The sequence below is a fragment of the Nostoc sp. genome, assembly GCF_036917155.1.
Classification (GTDB): Bacteria; Cyanobacteriota; Cyanobacteriia; order Cyanobacteriales; family Nostocaceae; genus Nostoc.
On sequence record NZ_JBALDZ010000029.1, the window covers coordinates 24,204 to 49,364 of the forward strand.

A 25,161-nucleotide genomic window follows, 5' to 3' on the forward strand; every position below is an offset into this window, starting at 1 on the left:
ACTTAATCCATGATGTTAAATATTTCAAAAGTTAAAAAGGGGGATTGTAATAAGTTCGGTATGGTATTGCTGGAAGCCAGCAATATGATGATGAAGCCATGAACAAAACCGTTGAAGTTCTACCGGATCAGCCGGCGCTGGTTGCACGAGCGCTAGAATTAATTCTGTCTAAGTTAGAAACTGCCATTGAGCAGCGTGGGCGGTTTACCATCGCCTTGTCTGGCGGCAGTACACCTAAACCGTTATACGAAGCGATTGCTACTCAAAAACTACCTTGGGATAAAATTCATATATTCTGGGGGGATGAGCGCTACGTACCACCAGATCACCTCGATAGCAATGAACTGATGACGCGTCGTGCATGGTTAGATCGTGTTGATATCCCAGCAGGTAACATTCACCCCGTACCAACTTTAGAAGCCAATCCAGAGCTAGCTGCTGCGAAGTATGAACAACATCTCAAAGAATTTTTCAATTCTTCTGGGGTCGAGTTTCCCGCGTTAGATGTAGTATTACTAGGAATGGGTGATGATGCACATACTGCATCTTTGTTTCCCCACACAGAGGCTCTCAAAGTACGCGATCGCCTGGTGACTGTGGGTAACAAAGACGGAAACCCTAGGATCAGTTTCACATACCCCTTCATCAACTCTGCTCGCAGCGTAATTTTTCTGGTTGCTGGTGCTAATAAACGACCAGCTTTAGCGCAAGTCTTTGCACCTGTGTCCGATGATTTCACTTACCCATCCCGCTTAATTCGGCCCCAAGGAGAACTTTGGTGGCTGCTGGATGCAGCAGCAGGTTTGGAAATCCAACAATAATTGGGGAATTGGGTATTGGGTATTGGGTATTGGGGACTGGGCAATAATCAATAGTTTTTCTCCCCCTGCCTCCCCTGCCTCCCCTGCTCCCTGCTCCCCCATCCTTCCCCCTGCGTAAGAGTGTCCAATTCATTGTTCCATTAGCAGTAATTGCTAGAATCTAAAGTTAGGGCCGCCCTCTGCTTGCCAGTCCTACCTATATTTATGATGATCTTGAACAAAGGCTAAATATCGATGATCGTCTGCCCTAATTGCAATCATCCCAACCCTGATGGCGCTGTCCAATGTGAAGCTTGCTATACACCGTTACCCGCGACTACTAATTGTCCCAGTTGTGGGGCAACTGTGCAGGCAGATGCTGCATTTTGCGGTCAGTGTGGCTATAACCTTCACTCAGCAGGAGTTCCACACGTTCATCCCGCAGTAGCTACAACAGTCACTCCAGATATTTCTGTGGAAGTACCGCCGTTAGTACCACCCGATCCACTGCTAGAACTTTTACAACCAAATGCTTTGGGAATCAGCGAATCTACTAACTCGCGTCCCCCCGAATCATCTTTACCACCAACAGAGGTAGCAGTTCCCCCAGAACCAGCACCACAGATACCTGTTATACCAAGCAGCCCACCAGAAGCAGCACCAACCATCGCAATTCAACCTGTAGTTTCTGTACAAAGTATTCCTACTCCACCACCTTTGGAACCAGAACCACCCTCTGAAGCCGAAGTATCCCCACCACCAGCAACCACTGCAACTGCTGCCAGAACGCAATTGCAGCAGGTTACAGCGCGGTTAATCCACGTTCAAAGCGATCGCTTAATTGAATTGCCGCAAAATCTCTCTGTGATTCATATCGGTAAACCCAATGACCGGATTCCCCCTGATATAGATGTTTCAGGATTTACCAATTCAGAAATTGTCTCGCGGATTCATGCAGATATTCGCGTCGAGGGAGATGCCCATTATGTAGAGGATGTGGGAAGTTCTAATGGCACTTATATTAATAATTTGCCACTTTTACCAGGCAACCGTCATCGCTTGCGACCAGGCGATCGCATCAGCTTAGGTAAAGGAGACTTGATGACATTCCTCTTTCAACTTGCTTAACTGATTTTCGCTCAATTGTGACCAAATAATTACTAATTCGTAATTCGTAATTTGTAATTAAAGAGGGTATAAGCCCCCACCAAATCTTTGATTTGGTGGTCAACAAGACAGTGGTGGGTTCAGAGCCAACAATGATTGTAACTACGAATTACGTAAGCGTTGCGGTAGCGTACCACTCCGTGGAAGCAAGCTACGCGCAGCGTCTTGTAGAGAGGAACGAGCGTCATTATCAATTACGAATTATGTTGACATCAGTCTAAGTACTTTCCGCCCATCCTCCAGCATCGTTTTTGGAGGAGAAACAAATGAACTGCATCAGACAAGCGACGGATGGCTATGTTGTTCTTGATAGTCTCCGTAATCAGCCAAATCTTGAAAGACAACATCCAGCTTGGCATATTCTGTATTAAGTATTGTTAATTATGTGAAAGGATAATATATAAGATTCCTTTTACTCAATACCTTTCACTTTTAGTTATGGAATCCCCAATCGAAAGAATAAAACTCTCCCAAACAGCCAAAGACCAACTTACCAAACTTAAGCGCAGTACCAAAATTGACCAATGGAATATCCTATGCCGTTGGGCATTTTGCCGTTCCCTCGCAGAAGCAACCGCACCCTCCCCCGTCCCAATTCCCCAAGATAGCAATGTCGAAATGACTTGGCGCGTCTTTGGCGGCGAAATGTCCGATGTTCTCCTCCTCGCCCTCAAGCAGCGCTGTCACAATGACGGCTATCCCACCGACAAAGAAACCCTCGCCACCCAATTTTGCTTACATTTGCATCGCGGTATTGGCTACCTAGCAGGCGATCCAAATATCAAGAAAATTGAAGATTTAATTGAACTAGCGGTTAAAAATTGAAAGGATATTAGTTGACTGTTAACTGTTCACTGTTAACTGACAACTAATTATTATGCCTGAAGCGCTAGAAATTGAGCGTCATAGAGCTGCGATCGCTCGCACTGACATATCTCGCCCTGTACGATTGGCTATAGAATGGGCAATCCTCAATCCAGACACCACTTTTTTTGACTACGGTTGCGGCTACGGTGGTGATGTTCAGCGAGTAGGCAACTTAGGCTACACCAGCGCAGGGTGGGACCCTTACTACTATCCTGATATACCACGCACCGCCGCCGATGTGGTCAACTTGGGTTATGTCCTCAACGTTATTGAAGACTCAGAGGAACGCCGTCAAAGCCTTCGCCAAGCTTGGGAACTCACCGGGAAAGTTTTAATTGTCGCGGCTCAAATCCTGATTAATGCTCCCAGCAAAACCCAACTTGCTTACAATGATGGCATTGTGACGCGCCGCAATACTTTTCAGAAATATTACGAACAAGAAGAACTCAAAACTTATATTGATGAAGTCCTAAATGTCGATGCAGTACCGATCGCTTTAGGCGTTTACTTTGTTTTTCGAGATGAGGCGGAAAAAGAAAGTTACAAAGCTATCCGCTTCTTTTCTGCGACTTCTACACCGCGAGTCCGCATCCCCATCAAGCGGTTTGAAGACTATCAAGAACAGCTGCAACCATTAATGGCTTTTTTTACCAAGCGCGGTAGACTACCTGCCAAAGGCGAATTGGAAAATGAACAGGAATTACTGAGCGAATTTGGTAACTTTCGCCGCGCCTTTGGTGTAGTTTTGCAAGCCACTGACGAGGAAGAATGGGATGCGATCGCTTACCGTCGTTCTCTAGATATCCAAGTTTATCTCGCCCTCACTCACTTCGATCGACGCCCTGCATGGCAAAAGCTAGCGCCAGAAATGCGTCACGATATCAAAGCCTTTTTTAGTAGCTATGAAGAAGCTTGTCAAGTAGCCGACCAAAAGCTTTTCAGTTTAGGTAAACCTGGGGTGATTAAAACTGCTTGTGAAAAAAGCAAAATTGGTAAACACACGCGCGGTGCCCTTTACGTCCATGTTTCGGCATTAGCACCACTTGACCCTATACTACGAATTTGTGAAGGTTGTGCTAGCCGCACCATTGGGCGTGTCGATGAAGCCACATTAATCAAATTTCACACTGATAAGCCGCAAATATCCTATCTGTCTTACCCTGAATTCGACACTGATCCCCACCCAGCGTTAAAAGCCAGCATCGGTATTGATTTAAAAACCCTCTTCATAACTCACCGAGACTACGAAAGTAGGGCAAATCCGCCGATTTTGCACCGTAAGGAAACATTTGTTACTAGCAACTACCCACGCTACGAAGAATTTGCTAAACTCACCCAACAAGAACAGGAATTAGGGTTGCTCAAAGACAAAAGCGACATCGGCACTCGTGAAGGTTGGGAAAAATGCCTTGCTGCCCACAGAGTCGAAATCAGAGGGCATCAGATTTATTCAATTAAGGAAAAATAAAGAAAATCTTAGCAGGTTTGTGTGCTTATACGAAATTAGACAGCAGTTATGGCAAGATAACTGCAATTCAATTAAATAACAAGGAATCTTCAAGATTGTGGAAGTAAATAAATCGCTGCTACGAATTTTTGGCAGCCCGAAGATGGGAGCTTTGTTATTTCTTGGCTTCTCATCAGGGTTGCCCTTGTATTTAACCAGTCAGACACTACAAGCCTGGTTGACCAAAGAAGGAATCAGCTTGGCAGCGATCGCCGCTTTTAGTTTAGTAAAGCTGCCCTATTCTTTAAAATTTCTCTGGTCGCCTTTACTAGATAGATTTGTACCGCCTTTTTTGGGGCGCCGTCGAGGTTGGCTGGTAATTACACAAGTAGCATTACTGTTAAGTATAGCTGTCATGGCTCTACAACACCCATCCCAAGGGCTACAACCTTTAATAATTGCTGCTGTGGCTGTTGCCTTTTTTAGCGCCAGCCAAGACATTTTAGTTGATGCTTACCGCACTGATGTCGTGGAAGCAGAAGAAAGAGGTGCTGGAGCGTCTATTTACTTATTGGGTTATCGCGTTGCCATTTTAGTAACTGGTTATGTAACCCTATTTTTGGCAGACAGGATGCCTTGGCAAGCCGTTTACTTATTGATGTCGCTGTTGATGCTCATAGGCTTGGTAAGTTCTATTTTTGCACCAGAACCAGTCCTGCGCGATCGCCCGCCTCAGACTTTATCCGCCGCCGTCAAATTACCCTTTATTGAATTTTTCCAGCGTCAGGGATGGTTACAAGGACTTTTAATTTTGGTATTCATTGTGATATACAAGTTGGGAGATTCTTTACTCAAGAATGTATCCACCCCATTTTTGTTAGATAAAGGTTTACATTTCACTCAAACCGACATCGCATTTCCTGGTGCGCTAGGAATTTTTGCCACTATTATTGGCACCTTGGCAGCAGGAGCAGTTATGACCAAAATTGGTGTTAATCGAGCGCTCTGGATATTCGCCATCATGCAGGCTGTCGGCAACTTGGCTTTCTTTGCGTTAGCAGTAGTAGGTAAAAACTTCTATCTAATGTTAGCTGCCGTTAATATAGAACAATTCTGTGCCGGTTTAGAAACCGCTGCTTTTGTAGCATTTTTGATGAGTCTTTGTAACCAAAGCTTTTCCGCTACACAGTACGCCTTACTTTCGAGTTTGCAGGCTTTTAGTAGAGATATTCTCACGGCTCCAGCAGGTACATGGGCACAAACCACTGGTTGGTCTACATTCTTTCTACTGACAGCAATAGCTGCTTTGCCGGGATTACTATTATTGCCATTCTTTGCCCCTTGGAATCCAAAGCCAGTGGTAGTATTATCCAGACCAGGATTAGAGAATGAAGAAGAGGATATATGGGGAATCAAGTAGTTATTGCTGTCGGCACATTTATTCTCTTACTCACTGGTTTATTACTTGGGTATGTTCTCTCGCAGTTAGTTCTAGGATATCTAGCATTTAACCTCCTAACTTTTTTCGGAACACTCAGCCTAATTTTAATTTTTGGTACACTTTATTACGTTTTATTTTGGCAGTTGCGAAGAGAGCAGTCCCGGCCATCAACTATAAATGAAGGCATACCAAACCAGGTAGAGGAGGGTTTATCTGATAGCTATCTCAAAAACAGGCTAATCGCTAAATTATCTGGTGACGCTGCCGCTGCCGAACGGTTAATTGAACAGGCAAAGGAAACTTATCCTGGAATGCCGGAAAATTGGTATTGCGAAAGAGTGCTTGACGACTTAGAACGCGATCGCCAGAGGGAGTAGGGGAGCAGGGGAGTGGGGGAGTGGGGGAGATGAGGGAGATGAGGGGAATAACCAATGCCCAATGCCCATTCCCATAACATTGCTAAAATAAATCAAGAATACTTCACAAATCTTCAGCTAACTTCTCATAAAAGTTTGTAGCTTCCTTTGCAATTAAAATATGGCTATTTTTCGTCAATACATCGCCCCACTGCTTGTAGTATTAGTATTTGTCTTTGCCTTAGTGGCAGTCAGCGCCCGCATCTTTTTACCCTCCGATATGGCAGCACCCGCACCAATTGAAAAGATAGAGGTAACTTCTCAACCTACTCCCACTGATTTACCACCAGCAATACCTAACTTAGCCAGCTAAGTCAATAAACGTATTTAAGTGTCTGAGCAACTACTACCTGGATATATGATTCGCCGTGGCTCCGCTTTGGAGCGATCGCTGCTGCTTAAATTCATGCAGCGAACTTACGAGGATCTCTTTCCCAATGAGGATTTTTCCCACCTAGAGCAAACAGTTAAGCAATACTTTTCTAGCGATACGCCCTTGTGGTGGGTAGAAGAGGAGGGGGAGCAGGGGAGCAGGGGAGCAGGGGAGCAAGGGAGCAATAAAGAATCTCTCTCCTCTGCCCCTCTGCCCCTCTGCCCCTCTGCCCTCCATCCCCCCATAGCCTGCCTCTGGGTGGGAAACGCCATAGATCAAGTATATGGAAACCGTCATGCTCACATCTTTATCCTCTACGTTGTACCAGAACATCGGCGACGGGGTATTGGTACAGCCTTGATGCGATATGTGGAAAATTGGGCTATTCAAAGAGGCGATCGCCAGATTGGACTGCAAGTGTTTCAATCAAACAAACCCGCATTGAATCTTTACAATCAGTTAGGTTATCAAACCCAATCCATCTGGATGGTAAAATTCCTGAGTGCAGAAAATAAACTCAAGGATAGCGATAACATACTTTAGCGTCTGAGTTACAGCGCTTCCGGCTATTATGCAATACAGTTTTCCTCTTGCCCCTCTCCTATCATAGCTTTCAGCTATGAGGATGTACCTCATAGCTGCCGGAAGTGCTGTATAGAAGTTCTCGTTTGGGTCAACTGCCCCACCCACTGTTGTGATGGGGCTTGTAACTAGGAAACAGAATTTCCTGAAACTAACTGCTGGGCGCAGACTAAACCGGCGATTCCGGTACTAATTACTGCAATATCAGTCATGAGTCAATAGTCCCTAGTAGTCTGTCCCATTAATTATGATAGGTGAATCAAATTTCAATTTCTCTTCTTTCCTTCTTCCTTTGCGCTCTTTGCGTCCTTCTCCCAAGGGGAGACGCTGCGCGAATGCGGTTCGTTCTCTTAACCCTCAAATTTAATGGGACAGACCACTAGTCATTGGTTATTAATTATTGGTCATTAGTTATTCGTTATTATCAAAGGACAAAATTACTACTAATGACTGCTGAAAGCTAATAGTAGAATAAGGTACAGAAAGCTGCACGGAAGGGAGGATAGGAAATTGGATGAAATGAGGGCGGCGCTAGAGTTAGCGACCGAAGAAGAATTGCAAGACTTAACGGCAATTCTATTTAGTCGTAAGTTCAATCCCCTAGACTATGTACACACACCCGAACCCATTGAAGTCCAAAGCCAAGACCGCAAAGCTTGGTTAGATTCACTAGAGGGTCGCTTCCGGTTTTTGGCGGCAGATGGGGTGACGGTATTACGGGGACGCACAGGCCAGGTAACTTACCGACAAGCGTTAGTTCAAGTATGTAAGTATCTAAAAATTCCCTATTCTAATCAGCTGGCAACTATTGATTTAGAAGCAGAAGTATTTTTACATCTACTAGGACAGGTGTGGAAAAAATTACCTGAACAGGAAAAACAGAAATTGACTCTCCGGGTGCAGCGTCACCTGATCACATCAGAACTAAAAGAGCCGCTACCACTTTTATTGCAGCCTGATCCCTTGGGGTTGCTTTTCAAAGGCGGTAGTGCGATCGCAGTTACTGCTATTCTCCAGCCACTTGTACTTAAGCAAATTGCCCGTCAATTTGCCATCCACTTTGCTACTTATGAAGTAGCCAAACAAGCGGCAATTACAGGCTCAGAAGCAGCTGCAACGCAATTCCAAAGCTATGTAGCAATGCAAATGGCACAACGGGGTATGACTGTGAGTGCAGCTCGTTATGGGGCTGCCCGCACGATGTTTGCTGTAATTGGGCCGATCATGTGGACTTGGTTTTTTGCGGATTTAGGGTGGAGAGCGATCGCTACTAACTATGGTCGAATCATCCCTACCATCTTTGCCTTGGCTCAAATTCGCCTCACTCGTGAGGAATGTTGGGAGCCAGCTTGAACAAGGTTTTTGACTATTTCAAATCTCGTTGGCAATCTTCTTGGAACTACTCTCTATGGGCATTGTTAATCTTCCCATTGAGTCCTTTAGTAGGGGCTGTGACTGTAGGTTTTGTCTCATTAATCACTTGGCTGAAACAATCCCGCAAAATTAATCGCCGCCCCATCAACTGGGGATTTGCCCTTTTGAGTGTGTTGCTGATCGTGAGTGCTGGCTTTGCCCAAGAAAAGACAGCAGCTTTCCTTGGGTTATTTAATTTCTTACCATTCTTTTTACTTTTCGCTGCCCATAGCGCTCTAATTCAAACATTTGCCCAATTGCGGCAAATGGCTTGGGCTTTGGTAATCGGTTCCATGCCAGTAGTAATTATCGGCTTGGGACAGTTATTTTTAGGCTGGAGTTTTAAGTTCGAGATTTTGTGGGTTGTGTTGAGTTGGACAGTCAGACCAGGAGGAAACCCACCAGGTCGTATCGCCTCATTTTTCCTGCACGCTAACACCTTCGCAGCTTATCTAACAATAGTTTTCATCCTTGGTCTAGGGTTGTGGCTTGAACAATGGGTATGGGGCATAAGAGGTAGAGGGGCAAAGGAGCAGAGGGGCAAAGGAGAAAGACTTAGTACAACAACTTTTCCTCTACTTTCCCAGTCCCCAGTCCCCAATCCCCATTACCCCTTATCCCCAGAGGGGGCCCCACCTTCCCCAATCCCCAGTCCCCAGCCCCCAGTCCCCAATCCCCAATCCCCAGCCCCCTTTCTCTTTCTCACTGTAGCGGTAATTGTGGATTTCATTGCCTTGATTTTTACCAACTCACGCAATGGGTGGGCGATCGCTATTTTTGCCTGTTTAGCTTATGCACTCTACCAAGGTTGGCGCATTCTTGTCGGTGGCGTTACTGCGATCGTTTCTAGTGTGCTTTTGGCAGCTTTTGCTCCTTCACCAGTCGCTCACATTTTTCGCTGGGTAGTGCCTGCATTCTTTTGGGCCAGGTTAAATGACGATATGTATCCAAATAGACCAGTCGCTTTAATGCGAAAAACTCAGTGGGAGTTTGCTTGGTCTTTAGCTCAACAACATCCTTTGACTGGCTGGGGATTACGCAGTTTTAGTACACTTTACAACGCAAAGATGCAGATTCCCTTGGGTCATCCCCATAACTTGTTTTTGATGTTATCTGCTGAAACTGGTTTTCTCAATGCTTTGTTATTTTGTGGCTTACTAGCTTGGATTTTGATTACAGGTGTCCAATTACTGCAAAAGTCAAAATATATAAATACAGGCGACAGATTGATATTTTTTAGTTATCTTCTGGCCTTTGTTGGGTGGATTTTATTAAATACAGTAGATGTCACCCTCTTCGATTTTCGTTTGAATGCGCTTTCATGGTTAATTTTGGCTGCCATTTGTGGAGTAATAGATCGCTATAGCCAAAAAGACAAACTTGCATCTCATCAAAATTAGCTATTAGTTTTTTCAGTGTATGCACTGGGGACATCTAGAGTTTTTAGTTAATAAGATTACTATATTCACGTCTGTGACTGTGAGTGTGACTAATACCTAATTAGTCACTGTTGCTGATTGTTGGGAAGGTGTAGGGACAACCCTTTAGGGTTTTCCTGCATGACGGGCATCTCTTGTAGATGCCCTTTTGTATGTCTGATTTTTCAGCAATTAAGTTGGAATTGGTGTATTAAATTATTGTCCAAGTTTTTGGATTGTTTTTGTGGAATTTTCAGTAAAAAATTAAAATCTAACGTGGCTATTTACACATAAGAATGCCATATTTGGAAAAAATATCTGGCATATTAAGTAATAAATATGACTTTTAATCGCCGTCAATTTTTGCAAATGACTGGTTCGACTGTTACGGGGTTAGGGTTAAGTCTAGGACTTACGCAAGCCGATCGCTTTGGCAGAGTTCTCGCAAAAAGTACACCACGAAAACTTGCACTGCTTGTGGGGATTAACAAATATCCCGGAGAAGATGCCCTGCGGGGATGTGTTAATGATATTGAAGGGAGGAGATAATAGGACTTACGCAAAAATCGCCAAAAAGCCTAATTTATCGAACCGCCTTCTCTTCGAGAGGCTGACGCCAACGCGCAGCGTCTCGTAGAGAAGACGCCAAGAGCGCCGAGAATTCATAGAGTGTGCGTAAGTCCTATATATTGAAAGCCGTCCTTTATGACGGCGCTTTAAACCCAATTTCTCGGTAAAATGGGTGTGTCGGTAACGCAGAAAAGACACCTCACTAACCAATCTTATGCTCACAACAGCTAACTTTCTTCAATACACCCAATGGATGGGCATAGCTACCCTAGTATTTGCTGCCTTAACATTTTTGGCTTTTGTTCTCAAATGGGGCATTCGCTTTCGGCTGGTGGGTACGACTGGCTTTATGGTGGTGCTGACTAGTGGTTTATTTGCACTCTCAATAGTGCCCTTGAGTCGGACTGTGATTCCAGGGTCAGTACGCTACACTCTAGTTTATGACAATGGGTCAACAAAAGCGGTGATTGCCACTTCACCCCAAATTACACCCACAGAATTAGAAGCAACTTTACATCAAGCAGCTAGTAATCTCTTTTCTTATGGTCGTTCTGGTACACGAGAAGACGAAAATTTGACAGTTCGCGCCCGTACCATTATCCACCCAGAAGAAGGGATTTCTGTACCAGTTTATTTGGGAGAGGTCAAGCGATCGCTTGTTTCTCATCAAAATTCCCCAGTAACAGTCAAAATTTACACAGAAAATTTCGCCCAATTACCAAAACCTACCGCTTCTTAAGCAGAGGGGCAGGGGGCAGGGGGAGATGAGGGAGATGAGGGAGAATTATTGAACAAGTTTTTTCCTTGTCTGTTCCCAATGCCCAATGCCCAATGCCCAATGCCCTTCAGGAGTGCTGAGTGCTGAGTGCTGAGTAAAGAAGTGAGATTCCCCACTCGGAACTCGGAACAAAGAAGTGAGATTCCCCACTCAGCACTCGGAACTCGGAACTGTTTTGCCCAATGCCCAATGCCCATAGAAAAAATAATTTACCTGTTATCAGGATGACAAAATTTATTTTGTATTTACTGATACATTAATGGTTATTTTTAGATTAAGATATTCACACTTTAGTGGTTCTACTGTGGCAAAAGGTTAATCATCGTGCAGGTAATGGGTAATGACAGTTGTGATTTGTTAGTTGTTGTCCTAATTACCACTGTTGCCATTTTCACAAGTCTTTGCGGTAAATCAATCAGTTGTCGCGGCATATAGTCGCACACCCCTAATTATGTATCTTTAGCTCAGGATTGCATGAAATAGCATGACCACTTACACATTATCAATTCTCAATTGCTTTTCTTGAGAATCTGACAATGGTAATGTTAATTAGTTATACGGTTATTCAAAACTTTGATAGTTCGGAATTTCAGGTTAATGGACATTTATAGATTCAAGCAACATTGTCAAACTACTCAATCAGTCGTCGGCAATAGGCTTTGTCTATTTCATTACTTGGCTCAAATCTAGATGAGTCAGTGTAAGGTTGGAGCCATCCAAAAGCCAGCTTGGCAACAAGTATCCCTGATTACCAGTCTATTTGATTAAGAAATATCAAGGTTTTGGCAAACTAGATTATATGTCCAATAAGATTTCTACTCAACCTTCTTTGTCTATTCAAACCTCTAGTTCATTATTGACGCTGACAATTTCCCCAGCAAAAGTAATCCGTGGTTCTGGGGTGTTGCAAGCAGCCGCAGCAGAGATTGCCTGTTTGGGAAGTCGTCCTTTAATTGTGGTAGGTAAGTCTACTCTCGTTATCAGTCAAGAAAATTTACAACCCGTTTTAGAAGCGCAACAATTACATACTGTTCAAGCTTCTTATGGCGCAGATTGCTGCGAAGCTAGTCTGAAATCTTTACAGAAAACGGCGAAAGAACATAAAGCTGATGTAATTATCGGTGTTGGTGGCGGCAAAGCCTTAGATACAGCGAAATTAGTCGCGCAGCAGTTAAAGTTGCCAGTGGTGACGATTCCGACTTCCGGGGCTACTTGTGCAGCTTGGAGTGCTTTATCGAATGTTTATTCGGAAGATGGGGCGTTTCTCTACGATGTCGGGTTATCTCGTTGTCCCGATTTACTGATTCTCGATTATGACTTAATTAAAACTGCACCCCAACATACTTTAATAGCTGGAATTGGTGATGCGATCGCTAAGTGGTATGAAGCCTCAGTTAGCAGTGGACATTTGCAAGACACTTTAATTATTGCCGCAGTGCAACAAGCGCGAGTTTTGCGAGATATCCTCTTGCAAAAGTCAGCCGCCGCCTTAAAAGAACCAGGTAGTGAAGTTTGGCGAGAAGTTGTAGACGCGACTGTGTTACTCGCTGGGGTAGTTGGGGGACTTGGAGGGGCACAGTGTCGCACAGTTGCCGCCCATGCCGTGCATAACGGTTTAACTCATATTTCAGGGCATGGTAGTATTCATGGCGAAAAGGTTGCTTTTGGGATTTTGGTGCAACTGCGTTTAGAAGAAATGCTACAAGGCAATCAATTAGCAGCATCGGCACGACAACAGTTGTTGAAGTTCTACACAGAAATTGGACTACCCCAAAAATTAAGTGATTTGGGATTGGGCAATATTACATTAGGCGAGTTGCAAACAGCCGCCGAAATTGCACTAATTCCTAATTCTGACATCCATCGACTACCGTTTAAAGTCGCGTTGGAACAGCTGATGGCAGCAATGGTTTCTACCACTGCACCTATAGATAGTAGAGATACGACAAATCGAGTTTCGCCCAAGGGAATGAGTGACGAGGTTGAAGAATGAGTTTAAATTGGATTGTCCCAGCAGAACGCATACAAAAACTACCACCTTATGTATTTGCCCGTTTAGATGAACTCAAAGCTAAAGCACGGGAACAAGGGTTAGATTTAATTGATTTGGGTATGGGAAACCCCGATGGTGCAACTCCCGCACCAGTTGTAGAAGCGGCGATCGCCGCCTTAAAAGATCCCGCTAATCATGGTTATCCGCCTTTTGAGGGCACAGCTAGTTTCCGCCGTGCCATCACCAACTGGTATCATCGCCGTTATGGTGTGGTTCTCGATCCTGATAGCGAAGCTTTGCCACTGCTGGGTTCTAAAGAAGGATTAACCCATTTAGCACTCGCCTATGTTAACCCTGGTGATTTAGTTCTAGTTCCTTCCCCCGCTTATCCTGCACATTTCCGGGGACCGGCGATCGCAGGCGGAAAAATCCACAGTTTGATTCTCAAACCAGAGAATGACTGGTTAATAGATTTAGCTGCCATTCCTGACGAGGTTGCTAGACTTGCTAAAATTCTCTATTTTAACTATCCCAGCAATCCCACTGCTGCCACTGCACCCCGCGAATTTTTTGAAGAAATCGTCGCCTTTGCCCGTAAATACGAAATTTTGCTGGTGCATGATTTGTGTTATGCCGAATTAGCTTTTGATGGTTATCAACCCACCAGCTTGTTAGAAATTCCTGGTGCGAAAGATATTGGCGTGGAATTTCACACCTTATCTAAAACCTACAATATGGCTGGTTGGCGCGTCGGGTTTGTGGTGGGCAATCGCCATGTCATTCAAGGTTTGCGGACACTGAAAACTAACTTGGATTACGGCATTTTTGCCGCCTTACAAACAGCAGCCGAAACAGCTTTACAACTGCCAGACGTGTATTTACACGAGGTACAACAACGCTACCGCACCCGCCGCGATTTCCTGATTCACGGATTAGGGGAGTTGGGTTGGGATATCCCCAAAACCAAGGCGACAATGTATCTTTGGGTAAAATGTCCCGTTGGCGTGGGTTCCACAGATTTTGCCCTGAACGTGTTGCAACAAACAGGCGTTGTTTTGACTCCAGGTAATGCCTTTGGGGTTGCAGGTGAGGGTTATGTCAGGATCAGTTTGATTGCCGACTGCGATCGCTTGGGTGAAGTTTTACATCGCTTTAAGCAAGCAGGCATCTGCTATCAACCGGAAGCTGTAGTCTCGATTTCACAATAGAGATAGCATCCCCAGTCAAGTCAGGGTTATGTGAATAAAAGCTGAAAGCCAATCTTAGTAATGATTGACTGTTAGGAAACTAGATTTTCATTTACAGTCATTTTAATCCTAAATAATTCATATTTCGCACTTTTTGTCAATAGAAAGCCCTCGTATTGCTTTGAGGGCTTGGCACTTTTTTGCTAAATATCGACTCAATTCTTTTTAACCAGGAACAAGTGCAATCTGAGTAACGTCAAAGTTTTCTAGCCGAGTCATGTTTCCACTCTTTTTATCGATGCTATACACAGCATTAGGTGTCTGATACCTCATAGCTCCAAAGGCGAGGAGTTGCCCTGTTCCAGAGCAAACTAAGTTTTGTAAGCCATTATTCCATGCCTGACCATCAACTTTCAATTGTGCCAGTACAATCGGCTTTTCTTGATTTGAGCCTAGTTGCACCAGACTTGTTTCACCATGGAATCCAAGTAAAGACGTATAGAATTTTCCATCTGGGCACTCAGCTAGATTGCTAACCCGCTTATCCTTCGGGATTGTAATCTGACTAAGAGGACTTATCGCTCCTGTTTTAAGGTTAATATCTACCAATGTGATAGGTGGTACACCGTTCTTGCTACCTACTAAACCGATGAGTCGCCCATCATTAGTGCCTAGCAAGCTCCCAAGCTGTTGATTCTCATTAAGTCCTGAGACTATCAAAGTTTTTGCAGAAGACGCACCCAAAAATGTCAGGCGATTAGGTGTCGCTTTTCTCCTACTAGTCGTAACAGGAGTAATGGCTACAACAAGTGTGCCATCCCTTAAAGAAGTAAAGCCACTCAATATTTCATTAGGCTCTAATAAAGGCGTACTGTTATCCGCAATTACTTGAGCTTTTCCTGTAATTAAGGATCGCAAAACAAGTCCTACAGGCTTAATATCTGTGGTTACACTGTTTTGGTGAGTGCTATATAATTCAGTGGTGTTTACCTCTGGAATAGCCGTTGGATCAGTGGTGATAGGGGTAGAACCTATACCGACAATATTTAAACTCGGTGTTTGCGCCAAGGCTTTGTTAGTTAGATAACTAAACCCAGATACTACAGTTCCAGCAAGTACCAACTGGCCAAATTGCCGACGTGAGAGCTTGTAACCCATATTTCCCTTCCTAAAATTAATGACTTTTATTAGGTAGCAGTGTGAATATAAACAGGTAAGGCTAAGATAGTTGCGTCCAGGTTGCTACTGATGGTGTGCCATTGTTGTCACTAATAAAAAGCATGTACCACCCTGGTGGTGCTATGTTTCGATTGGTTGTTAGTGTGACATTGAGAGAAGTGGCATTCCTAAAATTAATGGGTACATCCACTAACCTTTGTTCTGTATCGCAGGAATGGGTAGTTGCCATTGGTCTAATCAGGCTAACCCATTGAATATTCGCAGCTTGGGGTGTCTGAATCGTAAATTGCAGCCCGTAGCTCAATGCTTGAGGAGCACTCTGGATAATTGGTCGTGACCGCGACATATAGGCAGGACTGTAGATTTCTAATCGCAGTTCATTGACAGTCCGTTGAGGGTTCCCCCCAGCTGTGACTACCCTACCATCTGGTAGGAGCAAGGCTATCGAGTGATATACGCGGGGGACATTTTGTTTAGCTACTACAGTCCAGCTATTTGTGACTGGACTGTAGATTTCTGCTGGCAGCATTGATTGTGTTGTGTTCTCATTCATTTGGCTACCATTACAAACAAACACTGTGCGATCGGGTAATAAAACTGCGCTGAGATGCATCCGAGCATAGTGTAGATTTCTTGATCCGTAGTAAGTTGGGTTAGGCCTATTTAGTAAGGCAATATTCACCCTGTTTATTGCCGCATTCGGACTAGTATTACCCTCAATACTAGAAGTAGTATTACCCCCACCTATAATCATTACTGCTTGGTCTTGTGCAGGTGGTAAAAGCACACTGGTAGCTTGATTACCACAATCTGGGAATTGCAACCCTGGCACCACTTGTTCTGTAATGGGTTGTGTAAATGTCCCTGGCAGGGTTAATATCCTTGGTGCCACTGAAGTGGCGCCCATTTGAGCACCGGAATAAAAGACGTTCCCATTACTTAGTAGAAATAGCTGTGCGTATTGCGGTAAGGCGCTAGTTCTTGGAAAAGCGTTCCAACCATTTGCAAATGTCGAAGAATAAATTTCTGGTTGTTGGTTGAGATTGCCATCTATACCAAGCCCAGACACGGCTAATATCCGACCACTGCCTAGTGTTAACAGAGTAGGATACCAGCGGCCATTATTCATTGATGGCATGCTGATCCATTTTTCGGCAATGGGATCAAACATCAAAGCAGTGGGTAAACCATAGAATGGGTCGTACTGTAGAGTTCCACCCGCAACCATTAACATCCCATTGGGGGTGAAGGAGTGACCGGCGCAAAAAAGGTCAATAGGTTGATTATTACTATTCAATGGAGGCCCTTGATAGATAAAGGTTCCCGCATTTACATCCCATAACACACTGTTGTATGGAGTATTTAAATGACTAGGATCGTTACCTGAGCCACAGAAAAATAATATTTTACCAGTATGAAATAGGGCGGCATGTATGGGTAGGATTGGGGCTTGATACGACAATACTTGCCATGTGTTTCCTGCGGTGCCAGCCTGAGCTATGAGAGTCCCTGAATCTGTTTCCTCTAGAAGGGTAGTCTTATTATTAGGTTGAGTCATTTTATTTACAATAATTCCTACGTAAATTTGACTTTTGTTCTTTCAATCATCATCTTGATAAATTTATATCTACTTCTTCTTTAGGCTCTTTGAGTGTTAAGATATGATGTTTTTTATAAGAAGCTAAAGTAAAATCCGTTGTGTCAATAGTAATTAAGCTTTGAATATAGCGGTTTTTGACCTTTTAAGGTATGTTTTCAAAGCTACTAACTTTGGTAAAAAAGATTTGGGCGTACTTCAGTTGCTCCGTAAATGGTATAGTTCATGCTGTCAAGTATTGAGTGTTAAGATACGATGTTTTTTATAAAAAGCTCAAGTAAAATTCGTTATGTCAATAGTAATTAAGCTTTGCATATAGAGGTTCTTGACCTTTTAAGGTATGTTTTCAAAGCTACTAACTTTGGTAAAAAAGATTTGGGTGTACTTCAGTTGCTTCGGAAATGGTATAGTTTATGCTGTCAAGTATCCAGTTAAGCTATGCTTATTTGGCAGATCCGAATGAACCCGTTATTTGTCTTGATGATTGGGAAATAAATCAGAATTTTGAAGTTAATAATTTGCGATCTTTCTTGATACTCATATTTTGGTTTGGTAGAATCACGATGATTCAAAGTTGGATCTTCCCCACTGTGAAGCAATAAATAGGGAAATACCTCATGGTTCAGGTCTTTGCTCTATCGTAAATTAAAGGGTTTAAGAACCTGCAATCTACATGTAGCACCCATTTCAGTCGGGGTTTAAATCCCCCGTTAGCGCTAGCGTGAGCGACGGAGGAGCGTCAGTTGCCACAACGCTCTTAACTTATCGCTTGGCACTTCTCTTCTCTACGAGACGCTACGCGAACGTCTGAAATGTCTTTAATTTTGTTAGCGCAGCCTAAAGCCTTCTCTTTCAGAGACGCTAATGCGAACGGCATGGCTTGTCTGCGACACGCTACGCGTAGCTTGCTTCTCCGTAGGAGTACGCTTAGAGCGAGTCCTCGTTCGCTTTTAGCGTCTCGTAGAGAGCGTCATTTTGAATTTTGAATTGTTAACGGGTGCTGTATCAATTGGCACGACACTGAGAGAAGCTGGAATGCCTACTCTTGTTCATGGTTTAAGACAATTTGAATCTATCTTTCTTGGCTGGAAACTCGCTCAGGGTGGACTTGTGTATATAGGGTAGGTCTATGACTGGGAACGAAGCACGAGGCAAATCAGGACACCTCAGTTTCAAGTCCGTGGATTTCCTGTAATGTTTGCCAGCCAGGCTGCCATTGGGAGTTATCTTGTAATAATTTGGCATTTATCCAAAAACGGACTTTCTGATCGCAAGCAGCAACCATTTCGGCGTAAACCCACTTAGCCTGATTTTTACGATTGACAACTTGGAAGTGCCGCCAGCCATCAACTTTTTGCTGTGCCGTCCACTTAGAACCAACTAGGTAAGGAAATTTTTGTTTTTTAGTCATTAGTCATTAGTCATTACCTGGATTTCTCACCAGATTTATCAAACCGAAGTGCAGAGGTCGTAGGGGCGGGTTAAGCGAGACATTCATGAATGATAGATCATATCTGTTAACCCGCCCCTACTGGTTGTGAGAAATGCGGGATTAGCCATTAGCCATTAGCCATTAGCCATTAGCCATTAGCCATTAGTTATTTCTCCCCTACTCTCCCCCAGTCCCCTAAACCAAATCACCATTACGTGTAAACTTCTGACAATGCAACTCATTATCTTGCTGGACACATAGCGAAAACCATCTGATATGGCTCCAACAGGTGTTGATGTTGTTGGTAATTTTGCGCTTTTTCTTGGAAAGGCGTTGCCTTACGACTTCATTAGGGCAAAGAATTTCTAATGTGCCTGTACCATCTTCGTAATTGAGGATGCGAAATAGACAGTCTTGCAACATCGCACGGCTGCTGCTATCGAAGAACCGCTTAAAACGCACTAGCTTTTCCCCTTCAGTCATTTGGCTGATGGGTTTTATTTTCAAGAAATCTTCATCCTCAAAATCAAAGTCATCATCTTCAAAGTCGTAGGGGTCAATCATTTTCAGCATCCACTAAGCGACCTGGGATTATGTTAACTCTGTGTGGGGGCAGGAGGAGAATGGTGGAAGCAAGGTAGAAAAACTTTAATACGAGTGAGTGTACGCATTTAGATTTATGCTGAGATTCAGCCAGCTTCGGCAATAACCTTGCCAATTTCTTGAAGGGTTGCACCTGTTGCTAGCATCGCACGTATCAACAGTTCAATTGAAACTGAAGCATCACCATTCTCTGCCTTAGCAACACGCGGTTGACTTGAGTGAATTCTCTCGGCTAATTCAACTTGTGTCATTGCTTTTTGTCGTCGTGCTTTTAAATTCCGGCTGAGTGCTAGTTTGATTCCAACCAGAGCATTTTCTTCTGGCGTTAGTTCCAAAAATTCTGAAACTGTGCCAACCTTCCAACCTCTTGCTTCTAGATGTTCCTTTTTAAGTTGATCCATGACTAATACTGTGTATCTGTATCGTACTTACTCAATCGCTTTTTACAATTTTCAATCACTTGCTCAGGTGTTGTTCGCGTAGTTTTATTGAACACCTCGACAATCAAAATGGCATCGTCATCAATTCGATAAATGATTCTCCAATTTTTGTCCATATCTCGAATGCGTAACTCATGGCAATGCGCTCCAATACTTGGCATTGGTCGTGAGTGAGGCAATTCCAGGTTCTCACCTTGCTGCAAGCACCTCAAGAGAAAACCTACCTCAACACGAGCTTCCTGACAGGTGGAGTTTTAACCTCGCCGTATAGCCAGACTAAAGGTTTATCATCATTATCCATACCATTTTATATCATATCTGATATACTCTGCTTGAATTTTGAATTGTTAAGGTGGTTGGCACGAGATCAGGGGCAAGCATTGCCACCAGAGCAACAAGCAGAACTGGATACTTTGGTTGAGGCAGAATTAAGAGCAGCAACAGCCAGAACAGCCACATTGATCCAGCAAGAGAGTTTGTGAATCGCTATTACGCTGCGATCGCACAACGAGCCAATTATCGTTGTGAGTATTGCCAATGGGAAATGGGAACTAGGGGAAAATACCACTTTTACAAGACGTGAACACCGATCTAGGCGATCGCTCTCCTGTTCTTACAATATCTATGTGAGAACAGAAATTTTCTTGACTTGGTGTTCTGGTGGTAGCCTCTGACAAGCTACTGCGCCTCTACGTTCCTGAAAAAGCCTATGCAACCTACTAATCCTAACCAATTTACAGAAAAAGCCTGGGAAGCAATCGCCCATACCCCCGATATTGTTAAACAATATCAACAACAGCAAATTGAAAGCGAACACCTGATGAAAGCGTTGCTAGAACAAGATGGTCTAGCAACTGGAATTCTTACCAAGGCGGGTGTTAATCTTCAAAAACTGCGCGATCGCACTGAGCAATTTTTCCAACGTCAGCCAAAAGTATCAGGTAATAGTACCTCAGTATACTTAGGGCGCAGCTTGGATACACTTCTAGATCGAGCCGATGGGTATCGCAAAGAGTTTCAAGATGAATATATTTCAATTGAACACTTATTGCTGGCTTACGCTAAAGATGACCGCTTTGGCAAAGCTTTATTCCAAGAATTCGGTTTAGACGAAGGCAAGCTAAAAAATATTATTAAACAAATTCGGGGGAGCCAAAAAGTGACCGACCAAAATCCAGAAGGCAAGTACGAAGCACTGGAAAAATACGGACGTGACCTCACAGAAGCCGCCCGTAAAGGTCAACTTGACCCAGTGATTGGGCGGGATGATGAGATTCGTCGGACTGTGCAAATTCTCTCTCGCCGCACCAAGAATAATCCTGTGCTAATTGGCGAACCGGGTGTTGGTAAAACTGCGATCGCTGAAGGATTAGCACAGCGGATTATCGCCGGTGATGTACCTCAATCTCTCAAAGACTGCAAGTTAATTGCTTTAGATATGGGTGCTTTGATTGCAGGGGCAAAATTCCGGGGTGAATTTGAAGAACGTCTGAAAGCGGTATTAAAAGAAGTTACTGAATCTGCTGGCAAGATTGTTTTATTTATTGATGAAATTCACACCGTTGTTGGGGCTGGTGCAACCCAAGGCGCGATGGATGCTAGTAACTTGTTAAAACCAATGTTGGCGCGGGGCGAATTGCGCTGTATTGGGGCAACAACCCTTGATGAATACCGCAAACATATCGAAAAAGATGCGGCATTAGAAAGACGCTTCCAACAGGTTTTTGTCGATCAGCCCAGTGTAGAAGATAGTATTTCGATTCTACGTGGGTTGAGAGAACGTTATGAAAACCACCACGGGGTAAAGATTTCTGACAGTGCTTTAGTTGCCGCCGCCGTATTGTCGAGTCGATATATTAGCGATCGCTTCCTCCCTGATAAAGCCATTGACTTGGTAGATGAAGCCGCCGCTAGGCTGAAAATGGAGATTACCTCCAAACCAGAAGAACTTGACGAAATTGATCGTAAGATTCTGCAATTGGAAATGGAGAAACTATCGCTGCAAAAAGAAAGTGATGCCGCTTCTCGTGAACGTCTGGAAAGATTGGAAAAAGAAATTGCCGATCTCAAAGAAGAACAAAGAACACTAAATACTCAGTGGCAGTCTGAAAAAGATATTATTGACAAAATTCAGTCCGTTAAAAAAGAGATTGAACGGGTTAACTTAGAGATTCAGCAAGCAGAACGCGACTATGACCTTAACCGCGCTGCTGAGTTGAAATACGGCAATTTAACCAGTTTGCATCGTCAATTGGAAGCAGTAGAAGCTGAATTGGCAAGCACTCAAAGAAGTGGTAAATCACTATTACGGGAAGAAGTCACAGAAGCAGATATTGCCGAAATTATTTCTAAATGGACAGGGATTCCCATCAGCAAATTGGTGGAATCGGAGAAAGAGAAACTGCTGAACTTAGAAGATGAACTGCACCACCGGGTAATTGGCCAAGAAGAAGCAGTGACAGCTGTAGCGGATGCAATTCAGCGATCGCGGGCTGGATTGGCTGATCCGAATCGTCCCATTGCTAGCTTTATTTTCCTTGGGCCTACAGGTGTAGGTAAAACTGAATTGGCGAAAGCCCTGGCGGCGTATATGTTCGATAGTGAAGATGCGCTGGTGCGAATCGATATGTCGGAGTATATGGAGAAACACGCCGTCTCTCGGTTAATCGGTGCGCCTCCAGGATACGTGGGTTACGAAGAAGGCGGACAACTTACAGAAGCGATTCGTCGCCGTCCTTACTCAGTGATTCTCTTCGACGAAATCGAGAAAGCACACCCGGATGTCTTCAATATCTTCTTGCAAATTCTCGATGATGGTCGCGTCACTGATGCTCAAGGTCATAAGGTGGACTTCAAGAACGCTATTATCATTATGACCAGCAACATTGGTTCGCAGTACATTCTTGATGTCGCCGGAGATAACAACCATTACGACGAAATGCGCCGTCGAGTCATGGAAGCCATGCGGAATAGCTTCCGTCCAGAATTCCTGAACCGGATTGACGAAATCATCATCTTCCACGGTTTAGATAAGAAGGAATTGCGGCAAATTGTGCTACTGCAAGTGGAAAGATTGCGCCAAAGACTTGGCGATCGCAAAATATCCCTGAAACTCTCGGATGCTGCACTTGACTTTTTAGCAGAAGTAGGATATGACCCCGTATATGGGGCGCGTCCATTGAAACGGGCGATTCAGCGAGAGTTAGAAACGCAAATTGCTAAATCCATCTTGCGCGGCGAATTCAACGACGGTAACACCATCTTTGTAGATGTGCAAAATGAAAGGTTGTCGTTTAGCCGTTTACCAGTTGAGGTATTTACTGGATAATTACACCTCATAAACACACACAAAAACCCGTTTTCTGACAGAGATCGGGTTTTTGAATTATCTGAGGGTGAAAGTGGGAATCCTAAATTATGTTCATCAAAGGAATTGGTAAAACTCTTTCCCAGTCACCAATTCCTAGTACCCACTCCCCATTGATAACTAATGATTAGTGTAATTACACCAGTTTATAACGGTGAGAAATTTATCGAATCTTGCCTTCAAAATATCATCAACCAAAATTTTGCAGAAGTTGAGCATATCATCATTGATGGTGGCTCAACTGACAAAACAATAGATATTATCAAATATTACGCAAATCAAGATCCTCACATTCGCTGGATTTCTGAAAAAGACCAGGGACAATCAGATGCGATGAATAAAGGAATTGCTATGGCGCAAGGAGCGATTATAGGCATTTTAAATGTTGATGATTTCTATGAGCCAAACGTTCTTAGCCGCATTTCAGAAATATTTACAAATCTACCAGAACCTAGCTTGATTGTTAGTAATTGTAATATGTGGGATCATCGAAACAACTTAATTCAGATTAATAAACCTAAACGACTACGACCAGTTGATTTATTGATGGAAAAGCAAATTAATGATGATGGCATGATTGATGTTACTTTTCCGGTGAATCCATCGGCTTACTTCTACCACAAATCATTACATCAAAAAATTGGAGTCTACAAAGTTGAAGAGCATTATGTAATGGATATAGATTTCTTACTGAAAGCAGTTAAAGTAGCTCATGTCAAATATTTTAATGAAATTTGGGGAAATTTTAGATATTATCCAGGAACGAAAACTTTTGATGATTCTATAGATGGAACAAATGAAACGCGAATCCAACAATTGTTTAAGGACTATGCAAAAACACTCTCCTTTATTGAGCAATGGGAGATCCGTTTGAATCGAATCATGATTTTTATTCCATTAAGAATTTTCTATTTTTCTAAGTATCCGCAACGATTACCTCAATCCATTAGGAATCGATTCATGAAATCGATATTCGTATTTAAATAGTAATTGAAGAAGAATTCAGAAGTCAGAATTCAGGAGCGGAGCCGGAGACGCTCCGCCTCCGGTCAGAATGAAGACGCTCGTTCGCTCTTAGCGTCTCCCCGAATCACATTGGGAGAGGCTAACGCCAAGGGAGAAGACTCGCTTGCCGCCGGCGCTATCAGTGGGGGATTCAGACCCGCCACTGATTGCGTAACTAAAGTGTGTCCGCGAGCGTCTTGTTTGGCTAGCATCTCGCAGGGAAGACCACCAAACTCATAATTCAAATTAGAAACGCCGGAATTTTTTATTGATTCTTACACATAACTTGTCGCATTTTACGCATATTTGCAGGCAACTCTAAGTTCATCGCTTGTTGAATGAAAATAGATGGAATTGGAATCAGAGGTGTCGCTTGCACAGTATAAGCAAGTATTGTGCCGTTACCGCAATCTTTGAGTTCTAAATTGGCGTCAAAATCCTCAAAAGTCCCTTTTACCATACGAAACTGAATTTGCTGCCCCAGTACTTCTACAACGTTGAGGTAAATTTCCACTTGAGCCGTGAAAAAGAAGAAGGCTTTTTGTGCTGCTTGATACAGACGTTTGACCTCACCTTTTTGTACTACCTCACTCTTGGTGATATCGGGGAAATATTGCACCCAGCGGGGGTAATCAGTTAATTGCTGCCAAACATGCGATCGCACCATCGGCACATACATCCACGCTGTCACTGAGCCACCGCACAACTTGTGCGATCGCGTTTCTACCAAAATTTCACCCTGTACCAGTAACTTTTGCTTGTCTTGACTCCAAGCCATATCTGAACCTGCAATAATTGAGTCTGATATATAAGACGCAGACATAATGATTTAAGTTACTCCTCAACTCATCCACCTAAATTGAGTTGAAACTACAAGCCATAAAACTTGATTTAGATCCAACCCATTAAATTTAGTTCCAGTCTAATGCTTATCTTTTCCGGAAACGATGATTTTCTGCTAATTATTTCAGTCACTTTACTCTAAAAAGTGTGTTTCTTATCACAATCAACACAATTGATACTTAAGTGAAATTTATCAGAAGAATACTTGTAGATGAAAAACTGCGTTATTAACAGCTAGAATGG

26 protein-coding genes are annotated in these 25,161 nt (G+C 43.5%); 17 read left to right on the forward strand and 9 right to left on the reverse strand.

All coding sequences use genetic code 11. The features are described 5' to 3' along the window. Positions 1-98 precede the first annotated feature (98 nt). The 12 genes from pgl to V7K67_RS04795 all read left to right on the forward strand — a co-directional run bounded on the left by pgl (position 99) and on the right by V7K67_RS04795 (position 11,233). Positions 99-821 carry a 6-phosphogluconolactonase gene (pgl, locus tag V7K67_RS04740; protein WP_334729460.1) on the forward strand — a complete coding sequence of 241 codons (723 nt, stop codon included), beginning with the start codon at positions 99-101 and terminating at the stop codon, positions 819-821. Between the two features lie 234 nt (positions 822-1,055). Next, positions 1,056-1,928 carry an FHA domain-containing protein gene (locus V7K67_RS04745; RefSeq protein ID WP_334729459.1) on the forward strand — a complete coding sequence of 291 codons (873 nt, stop codon included), beginning with the start codon at positions 1,056-1,058 and terminating at the stop codon, positions 1,926-1,928. Between the two features lie 477 nt (positions 1,929-2,405). Next, positions 2,406-2,792 carry a DNA sulfur modification protein DndE gene (gene dndE, locus V7K67_RS04750; RefSeq protein WP_334729458.1) on the forward strand — a complete coding sequence of 129 codons (387 nt, stop codon included), beginning with the start codon at positions 2,406-2,408 and terminating at the stop codon, positions 2,790-2,792. A gap of 52 nt (positions 2,793-2,844) precedes the next feature. Then, positions 2,845-4,302, forward strand: a complete 1,458-nt coding sequence (locus V7K67_RS04755; protein ID WP_334729457.1) for a DNA phosphorothioation-associated putative methyltransferase — start codon at positions 2,845-2,847, stop codon at positions 4,300-4,302. A gap of 97 nt (positions 4,303-4,399) precedes the next feature. After that, complete coding sequence (locus tag V7K67_RS04760; protein ID WP_334729456.1) at positions 4,400-5,701, forward strand: AmpG family muropeptide MFS transporter; 1,302 nt, start codon at positions 4,400-4,402, stop codon at positions 5,699-5,701. Next, positions 5,686-6,099 carry an ABC transporter permease gene (locus V7K67_RS04765; protein WP_334706132.1) on the forward strand — a complete coding sequence of 138 codons (414 nt, stop codon included), beginning with the start codon at positions 5,686-5,688 and terminating at the stop codon, positions 6,097-6,099. The genes V7K67_RS04760 and V7K67_RS04765 overlap by 16 nt, the downstream gene beginning before the upstream one ends. Positions 6,100-6,259: 160 nt before the next feature. Beyond that, positions 6,260-6,451, forward strand: coding sequence for a hypothetical protein (locus V7K67_RS04770; protein WP_334729455.1), 192 nt, complete (start codon positions 6,260-6,262; stop codon positions 6,449-6,451). A 45-nt stretch (positions 6,452-6,496) separates the two neighbouring features. Next, positions 6,497-7,054 (forward strand): GNAT family N-acetyltransferase, encoded by a 558-nt coding sequence (locus V7K67_RS04775; protein WP_334729493.1) that lies wholly within the window; start codon positions 6,497-6,499, stop codon positions 7,052-7,054. A gap of 549 nt (positions 7,055-7,603) precedes the next feature. After that, complete coding sequence (locus tag V7K67_RS04780; protein WP_334729454.1) at positions 7,604-8,446, forward strand: hypothetical protein; 843 nt, start codon at positions 7,604-7,606, stop codon at positions 8,444-8,446. Next, positions 8,428-9,906 carry an O-antigen ligase family protein gene (locus tag V7K67_RS04785; protein WP_334729453.1) on the forward strand — a complete coding sequence of 493 codons (1,479 nt, stop codon included), beginning with the start codon at positions 8,428-8,430 and terminating at the stop codon, positions 9,904-9,906. Before V7K67_RS04780 ends, V7K67_RS04785 begins: the two co-directional genes overlap by 19 nt. A 357-nt stretch (positions 9,907-10,263) precedes the next feature. Next, positions 10,264-10,473, forward strand: coding sequence for a twin-arginine translocation signal domain-containing protein (locus tag V7K67_RS04790; RefSeq protein WP_335165428.1), 210 nt, complete (start codon positions 10,264-10,266; stop codon positions 10,471-10,473). Positions 10,474-10,708: 235 nt separating this feature from the next. Then, positions 10,709-11,233 carry a Ycf51 family protein gene (locus V7K67_RS04795; protein ID WP_334729451.1) on the forward strand — a complete coding sequence of 175 codons (525 nt, stop codon included), beginning with the start codon at positions 10,709-10,711 and terminating at the stop codon, positions 11,231-11,233. Between the two features lie 338 nt (positions 11,234-11,571). On the opposite strand, the gene V7K67_RS04800 is transcribed toward V7K67_RS04795, so the two are convergent. Further along, complete coding sequence (locus V7K67_RS04800; protein WP_334729450.1) at positions 11,572-11,703, reverse strand: hypothetical protein; 132 nt, start codon at positions 11,701-11,703, stop codon at positions 11,572-11,574. Positions 11,704-12,071: 368 nt separating this feature from the next. Here V7K67_RS04800 and V7K67_RS04805 point away from each other — a divergent pair, with 368 nt between their 5' ends. Further along, a complete protein-coding gene (locus tag V7K67_RS04805) occupies positions 12,072-13,265 on the forward strand; it encodes an iron-containing alcohol dehydrogenase family protein (protein WP_334729449.1) in 1,194 nt (397 codons plus the stop codon). Continuing rightward, positions 13,262-14,473, forward strand: a complete 1,212-nt coding sequence (locus V7K67_RS04810) for an aspartate aminotransferase (RefSeq protein ID WP_334729448.1) — start codon at positions 13,262-13,264, stop codon at positions 14,471-14,473. Before V7K67_RS04805 ends, V7K67_RS04810 begins: the two co-directional genes overlap by 4 nt. Positions 14,474-14,677: 204 nt before the next feature. On the opposite strand, the gene V7K67_RS04815 is transcribed toward V7K67_RS04810, so the two are convergent. The 6 genes from V7K67_RS04815 to V7K67_RS04840 all read right to left on the reverse strand — a co-directional run bounded on the left by V7K67_RS04815 (position 14,678) and on the right by V7K67_RS04840 (position 19,882). Further along, positions 14,678-15,610 (reverse strand): hypothetical protein, encoded by a 933-nt coding sequence (locus V7K67_RS04815; protein WP_335165432.1) that lies wholly within the window; start codon positions 15,608-15,610, stop codon positions 14,678-14,680. A 61-nt stretch (positions 15,611-15,671) separates the two neighbouring features. After that, on the reverse strand, positions 15,672-17,189 hold the full coding sequence (locus tag V7K67_RS04820; RefSeq protein ID WP_335165434.1) for a galactose oxidase-like domain-containing protein: 1,518 nt from the start codon (positions 17,187-17,189) through the stop codon (positions 15,672-15,674). A gap of 1,195 nt (positions 17,190-18,384) precedes the next feature. Then, on the reverse strand, positions 18,385-18,639 hold the full coding sequence (locus tag V7K67_RS04825; RefSeq protein WP_334729444.1) for a TIGR02450 family Trp-rich protein: 255 nt from the start codon (positions 18,637-18,639) through the stop codon (positions 18,385-18,387). Between the two features lie 216 nt (positions 18,640-18,855). Further along, positions 18,856-19,224, reverse strand: coding sequence for a hypothetical protein (locus tag V7K67_RS04830; RefSeq protein WP_334729443.1), 369 nt, complete (start codon positions 19,222-19,224; stop codon positions 18,856-18,858). Positions 19,225-19,349: 125 nt separating this feature from the next. Next, the gene (locus V7K67_RS04835) at positions 19,350-19,664 is read right to left on the reverse strand and encodes a helix-turn-helix domain-containing protein (protein ID WP_334710449.1); all 315 of its coding nucleotides are present in this window, start codon (positions 19,662-19,664) and stop codon (positions 19,350-19,352) included. A gap of 2 nt (positions 19,665-19,666) precedes the next feature. After that, a complete protein-coding gene (locus V7K67_RS04840; protein WP_334729442.1) occupies positions 19,667-19,882 on the reverse strand; it encodes a type II toxin-antitoxin system RelE/ParE family toxin in 216 nt (71 codons plus the stop codon). Between V7K67_RS04840 and V7K67_RS04845 the strand changes: the two genes are divergently transcribed. The 3 genes from V7K67_RS04845 (at position 19,874) to V7K67_RS04855 (ending at position 24,057) form a co-directional block, all read left to right on the forward strand. Continuing rightward, entirely contained in the window at positions 19,874-20,185 is a 312-nt protein-coding gene (locus tag V7K67_RS04845; RefSeq protein WP_334729441.1) for a hypothetical protein, read from the forward strand. The genes V7K67_RS04840 and V7K67_RS04845 overlap by 9 nt on opposite strands. A gap of 227 nt (positions 20,186-20,412) precedes the next feature. Next, complete coding sequence (gene clpB, locus V7K67_RS04850) at positions 20,413-23,031, forward strand: ATP-dependent chaperone ClpB (RefSeq protein WP_334729440.1); 2,619 nt, start codon at positions 20,413-20,415, stop codon at positions 23,029-23,031. A 162-nt stretch (positions 23,032-23,193) separates the two neighbouring features. After that, positions 23,194-24,057 (forward strand): glycosyltransferase family 2 protein, encoded by an 864-nt coding sequence (locus tag V7K67_RS04855; protein ID WP_335165438.1) that lies wholly within the window; start codon positions 23,194-23,196, stop codon positions 24,055-24,057. A 62-nt stretch (positions 24,058-24,119) separates the two neighbouring features. On the opposite strand, the gene V7K67_RS04860 is transcribed toward V7K67_RS04855, so the two are convergent. Further along, the gene (locus V7K67_RS04860; protein ID WP_335165440.1) at positions 24,120-24,320 is read right to left on the reverse strand and encodes a hypothetical protein; all 201 of its coding nucleotides are present in this window, start codon (positions 24,318-24,320) and stop codon (positions 24,120-24,122) included. A 20-nt stretch (positions 24,321-24,340) separates the two neighbouring features. Further along, a complete protein-coding gene (locus V7K67_RS04865; protein WP_335165442.1) occupies positions 24,341-24,898 on the reverse strand; it encodes an SRPBCC family protein in 558 nt (185 codons plus the stop codon). Positions 24,899-25,161: the final 263 nt, after the last annotated feature.